The following is an 18,714-nucleotide window of genomic DNA, read 5'->3' on the forward strand; positions in this document are numbered from 1 at the left end:
TATAATTTTTAATTTACAATAAGGAATAATAACCATGTCAGATAAGTACTTGTTATATTATAATGACGTGGATCCAATTGAAACAAATGATTGGATACAATCAATAGATTCTGTTATAAAAGAAGAAGGAATTGAAAGAGCTAAATTTTTAATAAAAACAATAATAACACATCTTAATAAAAAGAACATTATATTAGATAATAATAATCAAGATTATATTAATTCTTTTTCAAAAGAAGAAGAATTAATGTATCCTGGAAATTTAATATTAGAAAAAAAGATTAGATCTTTTATTAGATGGAATGCAATAATGATTGTTTTACGGGCTTCTAAAAAAAAATTAGATTTAGGTGGCCATATTGCATCTTATCAATCTTCTTCATATATTTATGAAGTTTGTTTTAATCATATTTTTAAAGCATCTAATGATAATGATCATGGAGACATTATTTATTTTCAAGGACATATTTCTCCAGGAATTTATGCCAGATCTTTTTTAGAAGGAAGAATAAATGTTTATCATTTAGATAATTTTCGTCAAGAAATATCTGGTAAAGGATTGTCCTCTTATCCACATCCTAAACTTATGCCTAATTTTTGGCAATTTCCTACTGTATCTATGGGACTTGGACCAATAGCTGCAATTTATCAAGCTAAATTTCTTAAATATTTAGAAAATAGAGAATTATATAAAACTAAAAATAGAAAAATTTTTGCATTTTTAGGAGATGGTGAAATGGATGAACCAGAATCAAAAGGAGTATTAAATATAGCTTCAAGAGAAAAATTAAATAATTTAATTTTTATTATAAATTGTAATTTACAAAGATTAGATGGTCCTGTATATGGTAATGGTAAAATTATTAATGAATTAGAAAATATTTTTAAAGGAGCTGGATGGAAAGTTATAAAAGTTATATGGGGTAATAGTTGGGAAAATTTATTAATTAAAGATAATACTGGTAAATTAATTGAATTAATTAATAATACTCCAGATGGAGATTTCCAAAATTTTAATTCTAAAAATGGATCTTATATCCGAAAAAATTTTTTTGGAAAATTTCCAGAAACATTAGATTTAGTTAAAAATCTTACTGATAAAGATATAGAAAAGTTAAAATATGGTGGTCATGATCCAAAAAAAATCTATACAGCTTTTAAAAAAGCATATCTTATTTATGATAAACCAATAGTTATATTATTTCATACAATTAAAGGATTTGGTTTAGGAGAAATAGCTGAAAGCAAAAATATTGCTCATCAAATCAAAAATATTAATGTTAACGAAATAAAATATATACGTGATAATTTAAATATTCCTATAAGTGATAAAGATTTATATAAATTACCTTATATTACTTTTAGTAAAAATTCACTAGAATATAATTATTTACATGATCAACGTAAAAAATTAGGTGGATATATACCATATAGAAGAATTAATTTTACAGAAAAATTAATATTACCTAATTTAAATGATTTTAAAATTTTATTAAAAGAACAAATTAAAATATCTACAACAATTGTATTTTTACGTATATTAAATATCTTATTAAGAAAAAAAAATATTAGTAATAGAATAGTTCCTATTGTAGCTGATGAAGCACGTACATTTGGTCTAGAAGGATTATTTAGACAAATAGGAATATATAATTCAAATGGATTACAATATACTCCACAAGATAAATCATTATTTACATATTATAAAGAAGATATAAAAGGACAAATAATACAAGAAGGGATAAATGAATCTGGTGCTTTTGCATCATGGTTAGCTGCTGCTACATCTTATTCAACTAATAATTTTCCTATGATACCATTTTATATTTATTATTCTATTTTCGGTTTTCAAAGAATTGGAGATTTTTGTTGGGCAGCTGGAGATCAACAAGCAAGAGGTTTTTTAATCGGAGCAACTTCTGGACGTACTACTTTAAATGGTGAAGGATTGCAACACGAAGACGGACATAGTCATATTTATTCTTTAACAATTCCTAATTGTATATCATATGATCCTACATATGCTTATGAATTAGCTGTTATTATTAATAATGGTATACAAAGAATGTATGGAAAACAACAAGAAAATATTTATTATTATATTACTACTATGAACGAAACTTATGATATGCCATCTATGAATCCATTAAATGAATATGGTATTTGCAAGGGTATATATAAACTTACTACTATAAATAGTAGTAAAAATAAAATTACTGTTCAATTATTAGGTTCAGGAGCAATATTACGTAATATGCTTAAAGCAGCAAATATATTATTTCAAGAATATAATATTAATTCAGATATTTTTAGTGTTACTTCTTTTACTGAAGTTGCGAGAGAAGGACAAGACTGTGATCATTGGAATTTATTACATCCTTCTGAAAAAAATCGTATTCCATATATTACAAGTATAATGAAAAATTATCCTACAGTAGCTGCTACAGATTACATAAAAAATTTTGCGGAACAAATTCGTAAATATATACCAACAAATCATTACCTAGTATTAGGTACAGATGGGTTTGGTCGTTCCGATAGTAGAAAAAATTTACGTGATTTTTTTGAAATTAATGAAATATATATAGTGTTAGCTATATTAAATATATTATTTGATTTAAAATTTATTAGTTTAAAATTAATTTTACATTTTATTAAAAAAAATAACATTAATATAAATAAACATAATCCAAGAAATTCCTAAAAGGTGAATATGTATACAAAAATAATACTTCCTGATACAGGAATTGAGAAAATGAAAGTAACTGATATTTTAGTTAAAGAAGGAGATTCTATTAAAAAAGAACAATCAATTATTACAGTAGAAAGTGATAAAACTTCTATAGAAATACCTTCTAATTATGAAGGTATAATTAAAAAAATTTTAATTTCTATAGGTGATATAATTTATAAAGGAGATATTATTTTAGAATTATCAAATAATCAAATTCCTAATATTATTAAAAATAATAAAGAAATATTAGATCAAAAAAAAATAAAATTAACAAAATTAATTATTCCTGATATTGGTACAAAAAAAATGAAAATTTTTGCTATTTTAGTAAAAAAAAATAGTTTTTTTAAAAAAAATCAGACTTTAATTATCATTAAAAATGATATAAATAAGTTTGAAATAGCTTCTACATGTTCAGGAGTTATTAATAAAATTAATGTTAAAATTAATGACTATATATATAAAAACGATATATTTATGTATATTAATCCTTCTTTAAAAGAAGAAAAACAAAATATAATAAAAACATTTATTAAAAAGAAATTTTTTAAAAATATTATACAAACATATATACATACTTCTCCTATTATAAGAAAAATGATAAGAAAATTTAATATTGATTTAAAAAAAATTAAACCAAGTGGATTAAAAAATAGAATTCTTAAAGAAGATATTTTAAAATATATTAAAAATCAAAATATAATAAAAAATCATGATATTCAAAATCCTCTTTCTATTTATGAAAAATTTGGTGAATGTGAAAAAATTAATTTAAATAATATACAAAAGATTTCTAGTAAAAATTTATCTAATTATTGGAAAAATATTCCTCATGTTACACAACATATAGAAACTGATATTACTAATTTAGAAAAATTTAGAATCAAAAAAAATAAAGAATTTAATCAAAAACAAAAAAATGTTAAATTAACTTTATTAAGTTTTATAATTAAAATTTGTGCATGTGCATTAAAAAAATATCCTAATTTTAATTCTTCTTTATCACAAAATAATGATACTTTAATAATAAAAAAATATTTTAATATTGGCATAGCAATTAATACAAAACAAGGTTTGTTAGTTCCAGTAATTTTTGATGTTTTAAATAAAAATATTCACGATTTATCTCAAATAATAATTAATCTTTCTTATAAAGCAAAAAATAATCAACTTCATCCAAATGATATGAAAGGAGGATGTTTTACAATATCTAATCTTGGCCAATCTAAAGGAAATTTTTTTACACCTATAATTAATTCTCCAGAAGTAGCAATTTTAGGAATTTCACAAGCTAGTATAAAACCAATATGGAAAGAAAATAAATTTTTACCGAAACTTATGTTACCATTATCTTTATCATATGATCATCGTGTAATTAATGGAGTAGAAGGTATTAATTTTTTAAATTATATTTGTTATTTAATATCTGATATTAGAAATATATTAATGTAATTTCTAAAAAAATATTATGTATAATAAAAATTATTAATAATAGAGATTAATATGAATAATAAAATAAAAACTGAAGTAGTTGTAATTGGTGGAGGTCCTGCAGGATATGCTGCCGCTTTTCGTTGTAGTGATCTAGGATTAAAAACTATAATAGTAGAAAATTATAAACAATTAGGTGGAGTTTGTTTAAATGTAGGTTGTATTCCATCTAAAACATTATTAAACATAGCTAAAATTATAAAAGAACATAAATTTTTTTTTCAAAAAGGTATATTTAATAATAATATTAAAATAAATTTAAATAATATTATAAATTGGAAACAAGATGTAATTAATAAATTAAATAATGGATTAGATTTTTTAGCAAAAAAACGTAATATTAATATTATTAATGGTATGGGTTTTTTAGAAACAGAAAATTGTTTAAATGTTATTAATAATAATAATTTACAAATTTTATTTAAAAATGCAATAATAGCAACTGGATCTCAACCAATAGTTTTACCACATCTTCCTTATAAGGATGAAAGAATTTGGGATTCTACAGATGCATTAAATTTAAAAAAAATTCCTAAAAAAATGATGATTATAGGAAGTGGAATTATTGGTTTAGAAATGGCAACAATTTACCAATCTTTTGGTTCTGAAATAGATATAATAGATATTTCAAATACTTTTTTACCAGAATTAGATAATGATATTATTGATATTTATAAAAAAGATATAAAAAATAAATTTAATTTTATATTAGGAACTGAAATAATATCAGTAGATACTAATCAAGATTTATTACAAGTACAAATGACTAGTGATAATCATAAATCTATTTATTCAAAACAATATGATATAATTCTTGTTTCAATTGGTAGAAAACCAAATTCTGATTTTATAAATAAAAAATTTAATAAGATTTTTATTAATGATTCTGGATTTATTAATGTAGATAATCAGATGAGAACTAATATTTCTAATATATATGCAGTAGGAGATGTTGTTGGATATCCTATGTTAGCTCATAAAGGAATACATGAAGGACATTTAGCTGCAGAAGTAATTTCAGGGAAAAAACATTATTTTGTTCCTAAGGTAATCCCATTTATTGCTTATACTCATCCAGAAATAGCTTGGACAGGAATAACAGAAAAAAATGCAATAAAAAATAATTTAAATTATAAAAGTTCTATTTTTTCTTGGAAAGCATTAGGTAGAGCAGTATCTTCTAATGCAGAAAATGGTTTAACAAAATTAATTATAGAAAAAGATTCTAATAGGATTATAGGAGGGAGTATTGTTGGACATAATGCAGGAGAATTATTAGGAGAAATAAGTTTAGCAATTGAAATGGGATGCGATATAGAAGACATTTCATTAACTATACATGCACATCCTACCTTTTATGAATCTATTGGTATAGCAGCAGAAGTATATACAGAAACGGCAACAGATGTTATAAACATAAAAAATTTTAATAAATAAAAAAATTTAATTTAAAATTAATATAAATTTTTTTAGTAAAAAATGATTAATATCAAATATTATTATTTTATTTATAATTATAATATAATTAATTATATTAATTAAATATAAATATTATATGTATAATTCTAAAAAACAAAATTATATTTTAAATCAAATAAAAGTTCCATTTTTTAATAAAAAAAAATATTTTGTTATAGAATATATAAAATCTTTTAATAAAAAAGATGATATTTCATATGCTATAAATAACGCTATTAATGATTGTAATGGTAATGGGGGAGGGATTGTTATTATCCCAAATGGAGAATTTTATACAGGTCCAATAATTTTGAAAAGTAATGTAAATTTACATTTACAAAATGATACTATATTAAAATTTTATACTGACCCTAACAAATATTATAATGTATTTACTAGATGGGAAGGAACAGAATGTATTAATTATATTTCATTAATTTATGCTTATAATCAAAAAAATATTGCAATAACAGGTAATGGTATATTAGATGGACAAGCAAATTTTTATAATTGGTGGTCTTGGAAAAATGATGTAAACGGTAATCACTTACAAAACAATGATGTTAAAATGTTGAAAAATATGAATAAAAATAATATTCCTATTAAGAATAGGATTTTCGGTATTAATCATTTTCTTAGACCAAATTTTATTCAATTATATTTATGTAAAAATATTCTTATTTCAGATATTCATATTATAAATTCTCCTATGTGGGAAATACATCCAGTATTAAGTCAAAATATTATTATTCAAAATATTAAAATTAATAGTTTAGGACCTAATAATGATGGATGTGATCCTGAATCTTGTAATAATGTTTTGATTAAAAATAATATTTTTTATACAGGAGATGATTGTATAGCAATAAAATCAGGAACAAATAATGACGGAAGAAAAATAAATATTCCTTCTCAAAACATTATAATAAAAAAATGCCAAATGTATAATGGACATGGTGCTATTACATTAGGCAGTGAATGTTCAGGTAAAATAAAAAATATTTTTATAGAAAATTGTAGTATTAATAATACAATTGAATCTTTTTTTAAAATTAAAAATAATGCAGAACGAGGAGGTGTTATAAACAATATCTATATTAAAAATATAAATAGTAAATTTATTCAGAATTATTTTTTAAATATAAATTATTTATATGATGAAAAAGATAAAGGTAATTTTATACCTATTGTAAAAAATATTTTTATTTCTGATATAAATGTAGAACATTGTTTACAAATATTTAATATTAATACATTTAAAAAATCTATTGTGGATAATATTTTTTTAAAAAATTGTATTTTTAAAGGATTAAAAAAACCAGAAAAAATATTAATTTATAATAAATATAATATTAATATTATTAATACAAAATTTATTTCTTAAATAAAATTAATAATTTTTTAATTTAAAAAAATATTTTTTATGATTTGATAATATATTTTATATAAAATATATAAATCATTAATATGTACATGTTCATTAATTTTATGAATAGTTGAGTTATTTAAACCTAATTCAATAATTTGTGCTCCTGTTTTTATAATGAAACGCCCATCAGAAGTACCTCCATTATTAATTAATGTCGGATTAAAATTATTAATAGAATAAATACTTTTTTTAACTATATTTATTAAATTTTTTTTTTCATTTTTATAATTACTTAAGAAAGGTTTTCCAGATAATTCCCATTTTATTTTAAATTTTAAAATATATTTTTTAAGCATAAAATTTAATTTTTTTAATATATTTTTATGATCTATTTCATTATTAAAACGGAAATTTATATAAATTATAATATTTCCTGGAATTATATTATGATTTTGTATATTAGAATGAATTTTTGTAATTTGCATGTTAGTTTCAGGTAAAAAACTATTATTTTTACCCCATTTTTTTAAAATCAATTCATTCAGTAATGGTATTACCATGTGAATAGGATTTTTAGCTAAATTATGATATGCTACATGTCCTTGTATACCTATAATTTCTAATTGGATATTTAAAGAACCTCTTCTTCCATTTTTAATATTATCTCCAATAATCTTATTACTTGTAGGTTCACCTATAACACAAAAATCTATTTTTTCTTTATTTTCTAATAATTTTTGAATAATTCTTATAGTTCCATCTTTCGCATTACTTTCTTCATCTGAAGTAATAATAAAAGCTAAACAACCATGATAATGAGGATAACTTAAAATAAATTTTTTAGCCGCAAAGATCATTGCAGCTAAAGCACCTTTCATATCACAAACTCCTCTACCATATAAAATATTATTATGTATAATAGGTTGGAAAGGATCAGATTTCCATTTTATTATATTTCCAGGTGGTACAACATCTGTATGACCTGCAAAAACTAAAGTATTATATATACTTTTATATTTAAGATTATGGATAGCCCAAAAATTATTTGTATCATTAATATTAATTAAATTAATATTAAATTGTAATTTTTTAAGTATTTTAATCAAAATATTTTGACATCCAGCATCAAAAGGACTAATAGAAGGACATTTAACAAGTTTTTTAGTCAAATTAATTATTTTTTGTAACATAAAATTATACTTTTATTAAATAAAATAATTTTTTTTATTAAAATGGTTTATTTTGTAAAGTTAATAATAATACTTCTTCAATATTTTTTACTGTTAAAATTTTTAAATCTGTAATAATATTTTTTGGTATATCTTCTAAATTTCTTTTATTTTGTTCTGGAATAAGAACAATATTAATCCCTCCTCTATGAGCTGCTAATAATTTTTCTTTTAATCCTCCAATAGCTAATATTTGTCCTCTTAAAGTAATTTCTCCAGTCATAGCAACATTAGCTTTTACAGGATTATTAGTTAAACTAGAAACTAAAGCAGTACATATAGATATTCCTGCACTAGGTCCATCTTTTGGAGTTGCACCTTCTAATGCATGGACATGAATATCTATATTTTTATAAAATTCAGTATTAATATTTAATTTTTTTGTTCTTGCTTTTACTACAGTTAAAGCTGTTTGTATAGATTCTTGCATCACTTCTCCTAAAGATCCTGTATATATTAACTTTCCTTTGCCAGGTATACATACAGTTTCGATAGTTAATAACTCTCCTCCTACTTCTGTCCATGCTAATCCAGTAACTTGCCCGATTAAATTTTCACTTTCTGCTTTGCCATAATCAAATTTTTGGACACCTAAATAATTTTTTAAATTTTTATTATTTATTTTAATAAATTTAACATTTTCTTCTATTAAAATAGTTTTTACTGTTTTTCTACATAATGTAGATAATTCTCTTTCTAAACCTCTAACACCTGATTCTCTAGTATAATATCTAATTATGTCAATAATTATTTCATCATTAATAATTAATTCTTTTTCTTTTAAAGCATTACGATTAATTTGTTTCGGTAATAAATATTTTTTTGCTATATTTAATTTTTCATCTTCTGTATAACCAGAAATTTTAATAACTTCCATCCTATCTAATAAAGGAAGAGGTATATGTACAGAAGAATTTGAAGTTGCTACAAACATAACAGATGATAAATCATAATCTATTTCAAGATAGTGATCATTAAATGCAATATTTTGTTCTGGATCTAATACTTCTAATAAGGCTGATGCTGGATCCCCTCTCATATCATATGATATTTTATCTATTTCATCTAATAATAATAAAGGATTTTTTACACCTGTTTTAACTATTTTTTGTATAATTTTACCTGGCATAGAACCGATATATGTTCGACGATGCCCTCTTATTTCACCTTCATCTCTAATCCCTCCTAATGCTATTTTAATAAATTTTCGTCCTGTAGCTCTAGCTATAGATTTTCCTAATGAAGTTTTCCCTACTCCTGGGGGTCCAACTAAACATAAGATAGGACCTCTAATTTTATTAGATCTATTTTGAACTGCTAAATATTCTAAAATATGTTCTTTAACAGATTCTAATCCATAATGATCTTGATCTAATGTTTTTTTTGCTTTAAATAAATTTTTTTTTAATCTACTTTTTAGATTCCATGGAATTTGTATGATCCAATCTATATATCCTCTTACAACAGTTGCTTCTGCTGATATAGGAGACATCATTTTTAATTTTTTTAATTCAGAAAATATTTTTTCTTTTACTTCCTTTGGAATTCTTGCTAATTCTATTTTTTTTTTTAATACTTCATTTTCATCAAGATAATCATCTATTTCTCCTAATTCTTTTTGGATAGCTTTCATTTGTTCATTTAAATAATACTCTTTTTGACTTTTTTCCATTTGTTTTTTAATTCTATCACGAATTTTTTTTTCTACTTGTAGTAAGTCAATTTCAGATTCCATTATAGTCATTAAATATTCTAATCTTTTATTAACATCAGACATTTCTAATATTAATTGTTTATTAGATAATTTTAAAGGCATATGAGCCGCAATAGTATCAGCTAATTTAGCAGCATCTTTTATATTATTTAAAGAATTTAAAACTTCTGGAGGAATTTTTTTATTTAATTTAATATAATTTTCAAATTGATTAATTGCTATTTTTACTAATACTTTTTGTTCTTTAACTTCTATAATTGGAGAAGTTAAATATTTTATTTGTGCTGTAAAATAATTTTCATTATCTGATAATGTTATTATTTTAGCCCTATTTAAACCTTCTACTAAAATTTTTATAGTACCATCTGGTAATTTTAACATCTGTAAAATGGATGTAATTGTGCCTACATTAAATAAATCATTAATATTAGGATCATCATTAAAAGCTTCTTTTTGTGCTACTAACATAATTTTTTTATCGTTATTCATAGCAGCTTCTAAACAACGAATAGATTTTTCTCTTCCAATAAATAAAGGAATTACCATATGAGGATATACAACTACATCACGTAATGGCAAGACTGAAATCATAATATGTTCTGAATTCTTAGAATTCATAAATTTCTCTCTTTAATATCATAAAATATTTAAAATATATGATTTATATGTAAAAAATTAATTATTATTTTATAATAATTAATTTTTTTTATATTCAAAAATAGGATCAGATAAATCATTAATAACTTTTTTATCAATTTTTATTTTGTAAATGTTTTTCATTGAAGGTATATTATACATTATATTTAATAATGATTTTTCTAAAATAGATCTTAATCCTCTAGCTCCGATATTTAATGCTATTGCTTTTTTTGCTATTGCTTCTATAGCATTTTTATTAAATTCTAATTTAATATTTTCATATTTAAATAAAGTTTGATATTGTTTAATAAGGGAATTTTTAGGTTTTAATAAAATTTTTATTAGTTGTTTTTTATTTAATTCTTTTAATGATGCTATAATTGGTAAACGTCCTATAAATTCAGGTATTAATCCAAATTTTATTAAATCTTTAGGTAATACTTTTTCTAAAATATTATTTTTATGTAAAAATTTATTTTTATTATTATTTACTTTTGTATGAAATCCTATTCCACTAGAATAATTAAGTCTGTTTAAAACTATATTTTCTAAACCATAAAAAGATCCTGCACAAATAAATAAAATATTTTTAGTATTTATTTGAATAAACTCTTGTTGAGGATGTTTACGTCCTCCTTGTGGGGGAATAGATGCTATTGTGCCTTCAATTAATTTTAACAAAGCTTGTTGGACACCTTCTCCAGAAACATCTCTAGTTATAGATATATTTTCTGTTTTACGTGCAATTTTATCAATTTCATCAATATATATTATTCCATGTTGTGTTTTTTCTATATTATAATTAGCATTTTGTAATAATTTTTGAATAATATTTTCGACATCTTCACCTACATAACCTGCTTCTGTTAAAGTAGTAGCATCTGTAATAACAAAAGGTACATTAAGTAAATGTGCTAATGTTTCAGCTAATAATGTTTTACCACTTCCAGAAGGACCTAATAAAAGAATATTACTTTTTTCTAATATAGAATTATTTTTTATATAAAAATTTAATTTTTTGTAATGATTATATACTGATACTGCAAGTATTTTTTTAGCTTTAGTTTGACTAATAATATAATCATTTAAATAATTAAAAATTTTGTATGGTGTTAATGTATTTATTTTAGAATTATTAAAAAAATTTTTAAATGTGTATTTATTTTTTTTTTGTAAAATATTAAAACATAATATAATACATTTATCACAAATAAATATAGCATTATTTCCCGATATAAGTTTATCAACTTCATTTTGATATTTTTTACAGAAGGAACAACGTAAAATTATATTAGAGTTCTCCTTATTATTTGTCATTATAAACCTCATCTTATTTATGATAAATAAAATAATAAATCTTATAATTTTAAATCTAAATATAACTTATAAGTTAAAATAAATATTATTATTTATTACAAATAATATTATCTACTAAACCATATTCTATTGCTTCATGAGCTGATAAAAATTTGTCTCTATTTGTATCTTTTTCAATAGTTTCAATAGATTTTCCTGTATGTAATGACATAAGTTTATTTATATAATTTTTAATTCTTAAAATTTCTTTAGTTTGAATTTCAATATCTGTTACTTGTCCTTGATAATTTCCCATAGGTTGATGTATCATCATTCTGGCATTAGGCAAACAAAATCTTTTATTTTTTTTACCGGAAGATAATAAAAAAGCAGCCATAGAACATGCTTGACCTATACACAAAGTACTAATATCTGATTTTACAAATTGCATAGTATCGTAAATAGACATTCCTGATGTAATAATTCCTCCAGGACTATTTATATAGATAAAAATATCTTTATTAGAATTCTCTGAATCTAAAAATAAGATTTGAGCAACTATTAAATTAGCCATCCTATCTTCAATAGGACCTGTAAGAAAAATAATACGTTCTTTTAAAAGTCTAGAAAAAATATCATATGATCTTTCTCCTTGAGAAGTATTTTCAATTACGATCGGTATTGTATTAAAACAATTATTTTTAATAATTTGATTATTTTTTTTATATAACATTATTATCCTTTATAAAAAATAATTTTACAAAATTTTATTTTTTTTAATTTTTTCCCATTCACTTAATGTATAAGTATATAATGAAAGTGAATGAATATTATTTATTTTGTTTCCTATAATATGATATATTAATTTATGACGAGTAATTAATGATTGTTTTATAAAATTATTACTTACAATAATAATTTCTAAATGATTTATCATCTTTTCTTTTTTAGATTGATTATTATCATTAATTTTGAAATATACAGGTTGTAATCGAAATATTATTTCATTTTTTATATTTTTTATGATCATTATCATATATCCAAAATTTATAATTTTTATAATTTAAAATATATTTTTTATTAATGATAAAATATTTTTATTTTAATAAAATTAATTCTATTTTATAAAATAGATTCTAACACTTAGATATCACTAATTTTCTGATACTAGAATTAGTAACTAATATATTAGAAGAATTTCTGTAATTATAATTATTGATAAAATCAGTTATTAATCCTCCCGCTTCTTTAACTACTAATTCTCCAGCAAGTAAATAATAAAAATTTTTTACATTATTATTTATATAACAATCAATTCTATTTGCTGCTAAATATGCTAAATCTAAAGATATACATCCACTAATTCTTAATGAAATTAAATTTTTTTTAAATAAATATATTAAATTAATATTTGTTTTATTAGAAAAAAAATAACTATTATTTAAAGCAAATAATAAATTTTTTTGTTTTATATAATTATTACAACGTAATTTATATCCATTTAATTGAGCATTTCGACCTCTTATAGCAGTAAATAGATCATTTCTTAATGGATCATATATTAAAGAAATTATTGTTTTATCTTTTATACAAATAGCAATAGATATTGAAAAATGAGGTATTTTTTTCAAAAAGTTCATAATTCCATCTAAAGGATTTATAATCCATACAGTTTTTTTACAATTAAAAATTAAAAAATTTTCTTTACATATAATAATAATATTTTGTGTATATATACTATAAAATATTTTAGTAATCATATTATTTAAATTTTTATAAATTTTTTTTATAAAAATATTAGCATCATAATTATTATGATGTATATTGATATTATGAGTTTCATAATTTTTAATAATTATATTACCAATATTACGAATTATACGTATAGCAATATTAAGCATTGGTTGCATGTATTATTTCTCATATATATTATGAATTAAATAATTAAATAATAGATTTTTGTTTATTTTATAATAAAAAACTAATATTTAAAATATTTTTTTTATAAAAAATATTTTATATAAAAAATATTGTTTTTTAAAAAAAAATGTTTATTATTTAAAATAAATATTTTTAAAATATTAACTTTATTATGTTACAAATTACAAAATTAGCTCAAGAATATTTTTTAGAATTATTATCTAAAAAAAATAATAATACATTCATCAAAATTTCAGTTTTTTTTAAAAAAAATATATTTAAAGGTAAAGTAACTTTTTGTAATATTAAAACAATAAAAGAAAATGATATTAAATTAAATTTTCATAAATTAAAGGTATTTATAGAAAAAAATAGTTTTAAGTTTTTAGAAGATATTAAAATAGATATTATTAAACATAATTTATCTAAAAAAATAAATTTTATTATTTTAAATAAAAATACACAAAATATTAATAATATAAATTATTTAAAAAATAAAGTTAATATTTTTTTAAAAGAAACAATTAATCCTAAATTATTAAATCATGGAGGTTCAATAACATTAAAAAATATTACAATAAATTATATTGTATTATTAGAATTTCATGGCGGTTGCCAAGGATGTATAATGAGTAAAAAAACTTTAAAAAATTGGATCGAAAAAGAATTATTAAATAATTTTCCTGATATAAAAGGTGTTCATGATGTAACTTTACATAAAAAAAATAAATTTTCTTACTACTAACTAAATATATAGTTATTTTATTTAAATATTTTACTAATTTTTAGTAGTGTATATTTATTTTTTTAAAAAATTACTTTTATATTTAAATAAGGAATAAAATTATATGCCAGTTATAGTACATAAAAAATTACCAGCAATTAATGTTTTAAAACAAGAAAATATATTTCTATTAACTAAATCAGAAAAAAAAAAGTATTCTAGTCAACTTAAAATTCTTTTTTTAAATTTAATGTTTAAAAAAATTAATACAGAAAATCAAATAATTAGATTATTATCTAATTCTTCATTATTTATAGATTTATCATTATTAGCAGTAAGTGATGATAAATCATTAAATTATTTATCTATTCATCATATTAATAAATATTATTCTCATTTAGAGCAAATTAATAACAAATATTATGATGGGTTAATTATTACAGGTGCACCTTTAGGATTAATTAATTTTACTGATATTAGATATTGGAAAGAATTTGTAAAAATTATACATTGGGCTCATGAACATGTAAATTCTATTTTATCTATATGTTGGTCTGTACAAGCAATATTAAATATATTATATAAAATTCCTAAAAAAATCAATGAATCAAAATTATTAGGCATATTTAAGCATAAAATTTTGTTAAAAAATAGTTATTTAATTCAAGGATTTGATGATTATTTTTTTGTTCCTCATTCTAGATATTCTGATTTTTCATTAGATCTTATTGAAAATTATACTGATTTGAACATAATATCTTTTTCTAAAAAAGCAGGCGTATATCTTTTTACTAGTCAAAAAAATAAATATATATTTATTACTGGTCATCCAGAATATGATGCTTTAACAATTAATGAAGAATATTTAAATGATTTAAAAAATAAACTTAGATTTACTAATCTACCTTATAATTATTATCCTTTAAATAATCCAAAATTAAAACCAAAAATTAATTGGAGAAGTCATGGTAATTTATTATTTTTAAATTGGTTAAATTATTTATTTTATCAAAAAAAAAATATTTATATAAATAAATTTTAAAATATAAAATATTAAAGAGGTAGTAATGTTAACAACAAAATATGTATTTTTTACATCTAAAAATAAAATAGATAATAATAATTTAAATAGTTTTACTTTAATGATTAAATCAGGAATTATTAGAAAATTATCTTCTGGAATATATATTTGGTTACCAACTGGATTAAGAATTATTAATAATTTAAAAAAAATTATACGTTATTTTATGAATAATATAAACGCTATTGAATTAATATTACCGATATTACATCCTATTAATTTATGGGATCAAAGTGGCCGTATAAATGATTATGGTAAAGAACTATTAAAAATCGTAAATCGTAAAAAACATAATTTTGTTTTAGGTCCAACACATGAAGAAGTTATTACTTATTTAATAAGTAATGAAATTACTTCATATAAATCTTTACCAGTTCATTTTTATCAAATTCAAACTAAATTTAGGGATGAGATTAGATCTCGTTTAGGAGTTATACGTGCAAAAGAATTTTTAATGAAAGATAGTTATTCATTCCATATCAATGAAGATTCTTTAAAAGAAACATATAATGTTGTATTAAAAACTTATAAAAAAATATTTGATTTTTTAAATATTAATTATGTAATAGTTAAAGCAGATAATAATGTTATTGGAGGTGATATTTCTCATGAATTTCATATTTTATCTAAAAATGGAGAAAATTTACTCGCTTTATCTAAAGATAAAAAATTTATTATTAATAAAAAATCAGAAAATTTTTTATTTTCTAAAAAATTTAATATAAATAAAAAAAAAATTTTAAAAAGAAAATTATTAATTGTAAAAAACTGTTTAACTTATGAAAAATTAGCTAAAAAAATTAATGTATTGATAAAAAATATTATTAAAACAATTATTATTAAAATATTAGATAAACATAATCCTTTTATTGCTTTAATAATAAGAGCAGATTATAAAATAAGTATTAATAAAATCAAAAAAATAAATATTAATATTATTAAAATTTTATCTGATAAAGAAGTGGAAAAAATTTTTAAAATTAATATAAATTTTATAGATCCATTTTTTCTTAAAATACCTATTATTGGAGATCACTCTATAATAAATATGTATAATTTTGTTATAAAAACTAATATTAAAGATCAATATTCTATAAATACAAATTGGGATATTAATTTAACTTTACCAAATAATATTCAAGATATTCGTTATATAAATAATAATACAATATTTAGTTGTACAAATCTAACAAAAATTAGACGTAGTATAGAAATAGCACATATTTTTCAAATTGGTACAAAATATTCTCGATTAATGAATAATTATATATATGACAAAAAAAAACTAAAAAAATTGATATATATGGGTTGTTATGGTATTGGTATATCACGATTAATTGCTGCTATTATAGAAGAACATCATGATTCTCAAGGAATTTTTTGGCCAAATGAGTTTTTAGCACCTTTTCTAGTAGCTATTATACCAATTAATATGTATAAATTTACTATAGTAAAAAAAAATGCTTTTTTACTTTATAATAAATTTAAATTATTAGGTATAGAAGTTATAATAGATGATAGAAAAGAAAATCCAGGAATAATGTTTACTGATATGGATCTTATCGGGATCCCTCATATTATTATAATTAATAATTTCAATATATTAAATAATAATATTGAATATAAATGTAGAAAAACAGGATTTACAAAGATTTTATCTATTGATTTAATTATAGATTTTATTTTTAAAAAAATAAAAATAAATAAATGTTTTAATGTTTTTTTTGGAAATAAATAAAAAAATTATTTTTTTCTAGAACATCAATTTGTCCATACTGTGTAATTAATTTATTTTCTAAATCAACAATTAGTTTTTCATTATAAAATAATAATGGAATCTGTTCTTTTTCCCACTCAGGAATATTTAAGTTTTTCCATATATTATTAATATTTTTTTTATATTTAGAATTATTAAAATAATATTTTTCTATTGGATTATTAAATTTTATATATATAATTTCATTATTTTTTGGTTTTCTGATATATATTAGTTTTTTTTCATAATTTTTATAATGTATAATTGTTAATATACCTAAATTATTAGGTAATATTAAAGGTTTTTTAGAATTATTCCATATTAAAATATTTTTTTTTAAATTAGGAAAATATTTTATACAAAATAAATAATTTTTATATTTTCTAATGACATATTCACCTATTTTAATATGGGGATTATTATTTTTACAACAGATAATTTCTTTCCATATAATATCTAATAATTTTCTAGATGGCATATAATAATATTTATTATATTCTATCCATTTTCTAATAATAAAATTTCTTTTTATCATATCAAAATCATATAAAGGAGAAATAAATAAACTATTATTTTTCTGAATTAATTTCATTAATATAGGTTTAATTAAATTATGTAATAATTTTTCTTGTTCACTACAATTTCTAATTGATCTAAAAAGAGTTTTTTGGAAAAATGGCCATCTATTAATTATTTTTGGTAAGATAATATTACGTAAAAAATTGCGATCATATTTTATATCTTTATTACTCGGATCTTCTATCCAATTTATTTTTTTTTTTATAGCATAATTAATTATGTCATTTTTACTTATATTTAAAAAAGGACGAAATATTTTAAAATTATAAATAATTTTAATTGTAGACATCCCTGATAATCCTTTAGGCCCACTTCCTCGTTTTAAAGATAAAAAAAAAGTTTCACATTGTTCATCTAAATTATGAGCAGTAACTAAAACTTCATTGTTTTTTATAATTTTTTTAAAAACTTGATATCTTTTTTTCCGTGCACATTCTTCTATATTTTTTTTTTTATTTATATAAATATTTTTATGTATAAATAATACATTTAATTTTTTACATTGTGAAAAACAAAATTTTGTCCAATAATTAGATTTTTTATTTAAATTATGATTAATATGAATAGCTCTTATTATAAAAGGATATTTTTTTCTTAATTTTACTAAATTATATAATAATACTGTAGAATCTATTCCTCCACTATATGCAAATAGTATATTTTTAAAATTAAATAATATTGATTGTATTTTTTTTTTTATTAACATAATTCAATGTTTATGTAT

Annotated in this window: 14 protein-coding genes; 7 read left to right on the forward strand and 7 right to left on the reverse strand. The window is 20.1% G+C overall.

Translation table 11 applies throughout. The features are described from left to right. The first annotated feature begins 34 nt into the window (after positions 1-34). The 4 genes from aceE to GJT97_RS01025 all read left to right on the forward strand — a co-directional run bounded on the left by aceE (position 35) and on the right by GJT97_RS01025 (position 7,067). Positions 35-2,704, forward strand: a complete 2,670-nt coding sequence (gene aceE / locus GJT97_RS01010; protein WP_169767644.1) for a pyruvate dehydrogenase (acetyl-transferring), homodimeric type — start codon at positions 35-37, stop codon at positions 2,702-2,704. 9 nt (positions 2,705-2,713) lie between these two features. After that, on the forward strand, positions 2,714-4,186 hold the full coding sequence (locus GJT97_RS01015) for a 2-oxo acid dehydrogenase subunit E2 (protein WP_169767645.1): 1,473 nt from the start codon (positions 2,714-2,716) through the stop codon (positions 4,184-4,186). 51 nt (positions 4,187-4,237) lie between these two features. Beyond that, positions 4,238-5,662 carry a dihydrolipoyl dehydrogenase gene (gene lpdA, locus GJT97_RS01020; protein ID WP_169767646.1) on the forward strand — a complete coding sequence of 475 codons (1,425 nt, stop codon included), beginning with the start codon at positions 4,238-4,240 and terminating at the stop codon, positions 5,660-5,662. A gap of 118 nt (positions 5,663-5,780) precedes the next feature. After that, positions 5,781-7,067: a glycoside hydrolase family 28 protein gene (locus tag GJT97_RS01025; protein ID WP_169767647.1), complete on the forward strand. Its 1,287-nt coding sequence runs from the start codon at positions 5,781-5,783 to the stop codon at positions 7,065-7,067. Between the two features lie 17 nt (positions 7,068-7,084). Here the strand turns inward: GJT97_RS01025 and dapE are convergent, their stop codons facing one another. From dapE to GJT97_RS01055, 6 genes are all read right to left on the reverse strand, one after another. Then, a complete protein-coding gene (gene dapE / locus GJT97_RS01030) occupies positions 7,085-8,242 on the reverse strand; it encodes a succinyl-diaminopimelate desuccinylase (protein WP_169767648.1) in 1,158 nt (385 codons plus the stop codon). Positions 8,243-8,279: 37 nt separating this feature from the next. Further along, positions 8,280-10,613 (reverse strand): endopeptidase La, encoded by a 2,334-nt coding sequence (lon, locus tag GJT97_RS01035; protein ID WP_169767649.1) that lies wholly within the window; start codon positions 10,611-10,613, stop codon positions 8,280-8,282. Positions 10,614-10,691: 78 nt separating this feature from the next. After that, positions 10,692-11,951, reverse strand: a complete 1,260-nt coding sequence (clpX, locus tag GJT97_RS01040) for an ATP-dependent Clp protease ATP-binding subunit ClpX (protein ID WP_169767650.1) — start codon at positions 11,949-11,951, stop codon at positions 10,692-10,694. A gap of 88 nt (positions 11,952-12,039) precedes the next feature. Continuing rightward, on the reverse strand, positions 12,040-12,663 hold the full coding sequence (gene clpP / locus GJT97_RS01045) for an ATP-dependent Clp endopeptidase proteolytic subunit ClpP (RefSeq protein ID WP_169767651.1): 624 nt from the start codon (positions 12,661-12,663) through the stop codon (positions 12,040-12,042). Between the two features lie 24 nt (positions 12,664-12,687). After that, positions 12,688-12,960: a BolA/IbaG family iron-sulfur metabolism protein gene (locus GJT97_RS01050; RefSeq protein WP_169767652.1), complete on the reverse strand. Its 273-nt coding sequence runs from the start codon at positions 12,958-12,960 to the stop codon at positions 12,688-12,690. 106 nt (positions 12,961-13,066) lie between these two features. Further along, on the reverse strand, positions 13,067-13,840 hold the full coding sequence (locus GJT97_RS01055) for an inositol monophosphatase family protein (protein ID WP_169767653.1): 774 nt from the start codon (positions 13,838-13,840) through the stop codon (positions 13,067-13,069). A gap of 182 nt (positions 13,841-14,022) precedes the next feature. On the opposite strand from GJT97_RS01055, the gene GJT97_RS01060 reads away from it, so the two are divergent. The 3 genes from GJT97_RS01060 (at position 14,023) to GJT97_RS01070 (ending at position 17,393) form a co-directional block, all read left to right on the forward strand. Further along, complete coding sequence (locus GJT97_RS01060) at positions 14,023-14,595, forward strand: NifU family protein (protein ID WP_169767654.1); 573 nt, start codon at positions 14,023-14,025, stop codon at positions 14,593-14,595. Positions 14,596-14,698: 103 nt separating this feature from the next. Continuing rightward, positions 14,699-15,616: a homoserine O-succinyltransferase gene (locus GJT97_RS01065; protein ID WP_169767655.1), complete on the forward strand. Its 918-nt coding sequence runs from the start codon at positions 14,699-14,701 to the stop codon at positions 15,614-15,616. 25 nt (positions 15,617-15,641) lie between these two features. Beyond that, the gene (locus GJT97_RS01070) at positions 15,642-17,393 is read left to right on the forward strand and encodes a proline--tRNA ligase (protein ID WP_169767656.1); all 1,752 of its coding nucleotides are present in this window, start codon (positions 15,642-15,644) and stop codon (positions 17,391-17,393) included. Here GJT97_RS01070 and tilS read toward each other — a convergent pair. Further along, positions 17,368-18,696, reverse strand: coding sequence for a tRNA lysidine(34) synthetase TilS (gene tilS / locus GJT97_RS01075; RefSeq protein WP_169767657.1), 1,329 nt, complete (start codon positions 18,694-18,696; stop codon positions 17,368-17,370). The two genes, GJT97_RS01070 and tilS, sit on opposite strands and share 26 nt — an antisense overlap. Positions 18,697-18,714: the final 18 nt, after the last annotated feature.

Source organism: Enterobacteriaceae endosymbiont of Donacia proxima (genome assembly GCF_012569285.1).
Classification (GTDB): Bacteria; Pseudomonadota; Gammaproteobacteria; order Enterobacterales; family Enterobacteriaceae.

What these genes read in the sequence shown, in the direction of transcription:
- GJT97_RS01025 (WP_169767647.1), top strand. Translation starts at nt 5,781, where the DNA reads ATGTATAATTCTAAAAAACAAAATTATATTTTAAATCAAATAAAAGTT.
- aceE (WP_169767644.1), top strand. Translation starts at nt 35, where the DNA reads ATGTCAGATAAGTACTTGTTATATTATAATGACGTGGATCCAATTGAA.
- GJT97_RS01015 (WP_169767645.1), top strand. Translation starts at nt 2,714, where the DNA reads ATGTATACAAAAATAATACTTCCTGATACAGGAATTGAGAAAATGAAA.
- clpX (WP_169767650.1), bottom strand. Translation starts at nt 11,951, where the DNA reads ATGACAAATAATAAGGAGAACTCTAATATAATTTTACGTTGTTCCTTC.
- GJT97_RS01055 (WP_169767653.1), bottom strand. Translation starts at nt 13,840, where the DNA reads ATGCAACCAATGCTTAATATTGCTATACGTATAATTCGTAATATTGGT.
- GJT97_RS01070 (WP_169767656.1), top strand. Translation starts at nt 15,642, where the DNA reads ATGTTAACAACAAAATATGTATTTTTTACATCTAAAAATAAAATAGAT.
- dapE (WP_169767648.1), bottom strand. Translation starts at nt 8,242, where the DNA reads ATGTTACAAAAAATAATTAATTTGACTAAAAAACTTGTTAAATGTCCT.
- lon (WP_169767649.1), bottom strand. Translation starts at nt 10,613, where the DNA reads ATGAATTCTAAGAATTCAGAACATATTATGATTTCAGTCTTGCCATTA.
- GJT97_RS01065 (WP_169767655.1), top strand. Translation starts at nt 14,699, where the DNA reads ATGCCAGTTATAGTACATAAAAAATTACCAGCAATTAATGTTTTAAAA.
- lpdA (WP_169767646.1), top strand. Translation starts at nt 4,238, where the DNA reads ATGAATAATAAAATAAAAACTGAAGTAGTTGTAATTGGTGGAGGTCCT.
- tilS (WP_169767657.1), bottom strand. Translation starts at nt 18,696, where the DNA reads ATGTTAATAAAAAAAAAAATACAATCAATATTATTTAATTTTAAAAAT.
- GJT97_RS01060 (WP_169767654.1), top strand. Translation starts at nt 14,023, where the DNA reads ATGTTACAAATTACAAAATTAGCTCAAGAATATTTTTTAGAATTATTA.
- clpP (WP_169767651.1), bottom strand. Translation starts at nt 12,663, where the DNA reads ATGTTATATAAAAAAAATAATCAAATTATTAAAAATAATTGTTTTAAT.
- GJT97_RS01050 (WP_169767652.1), bottom strand. Translation starts at nt 12,960, where the DNA reads ATGATCATAAAAAATATAAAAAATGAAATAATATTTCGATTACAACCT.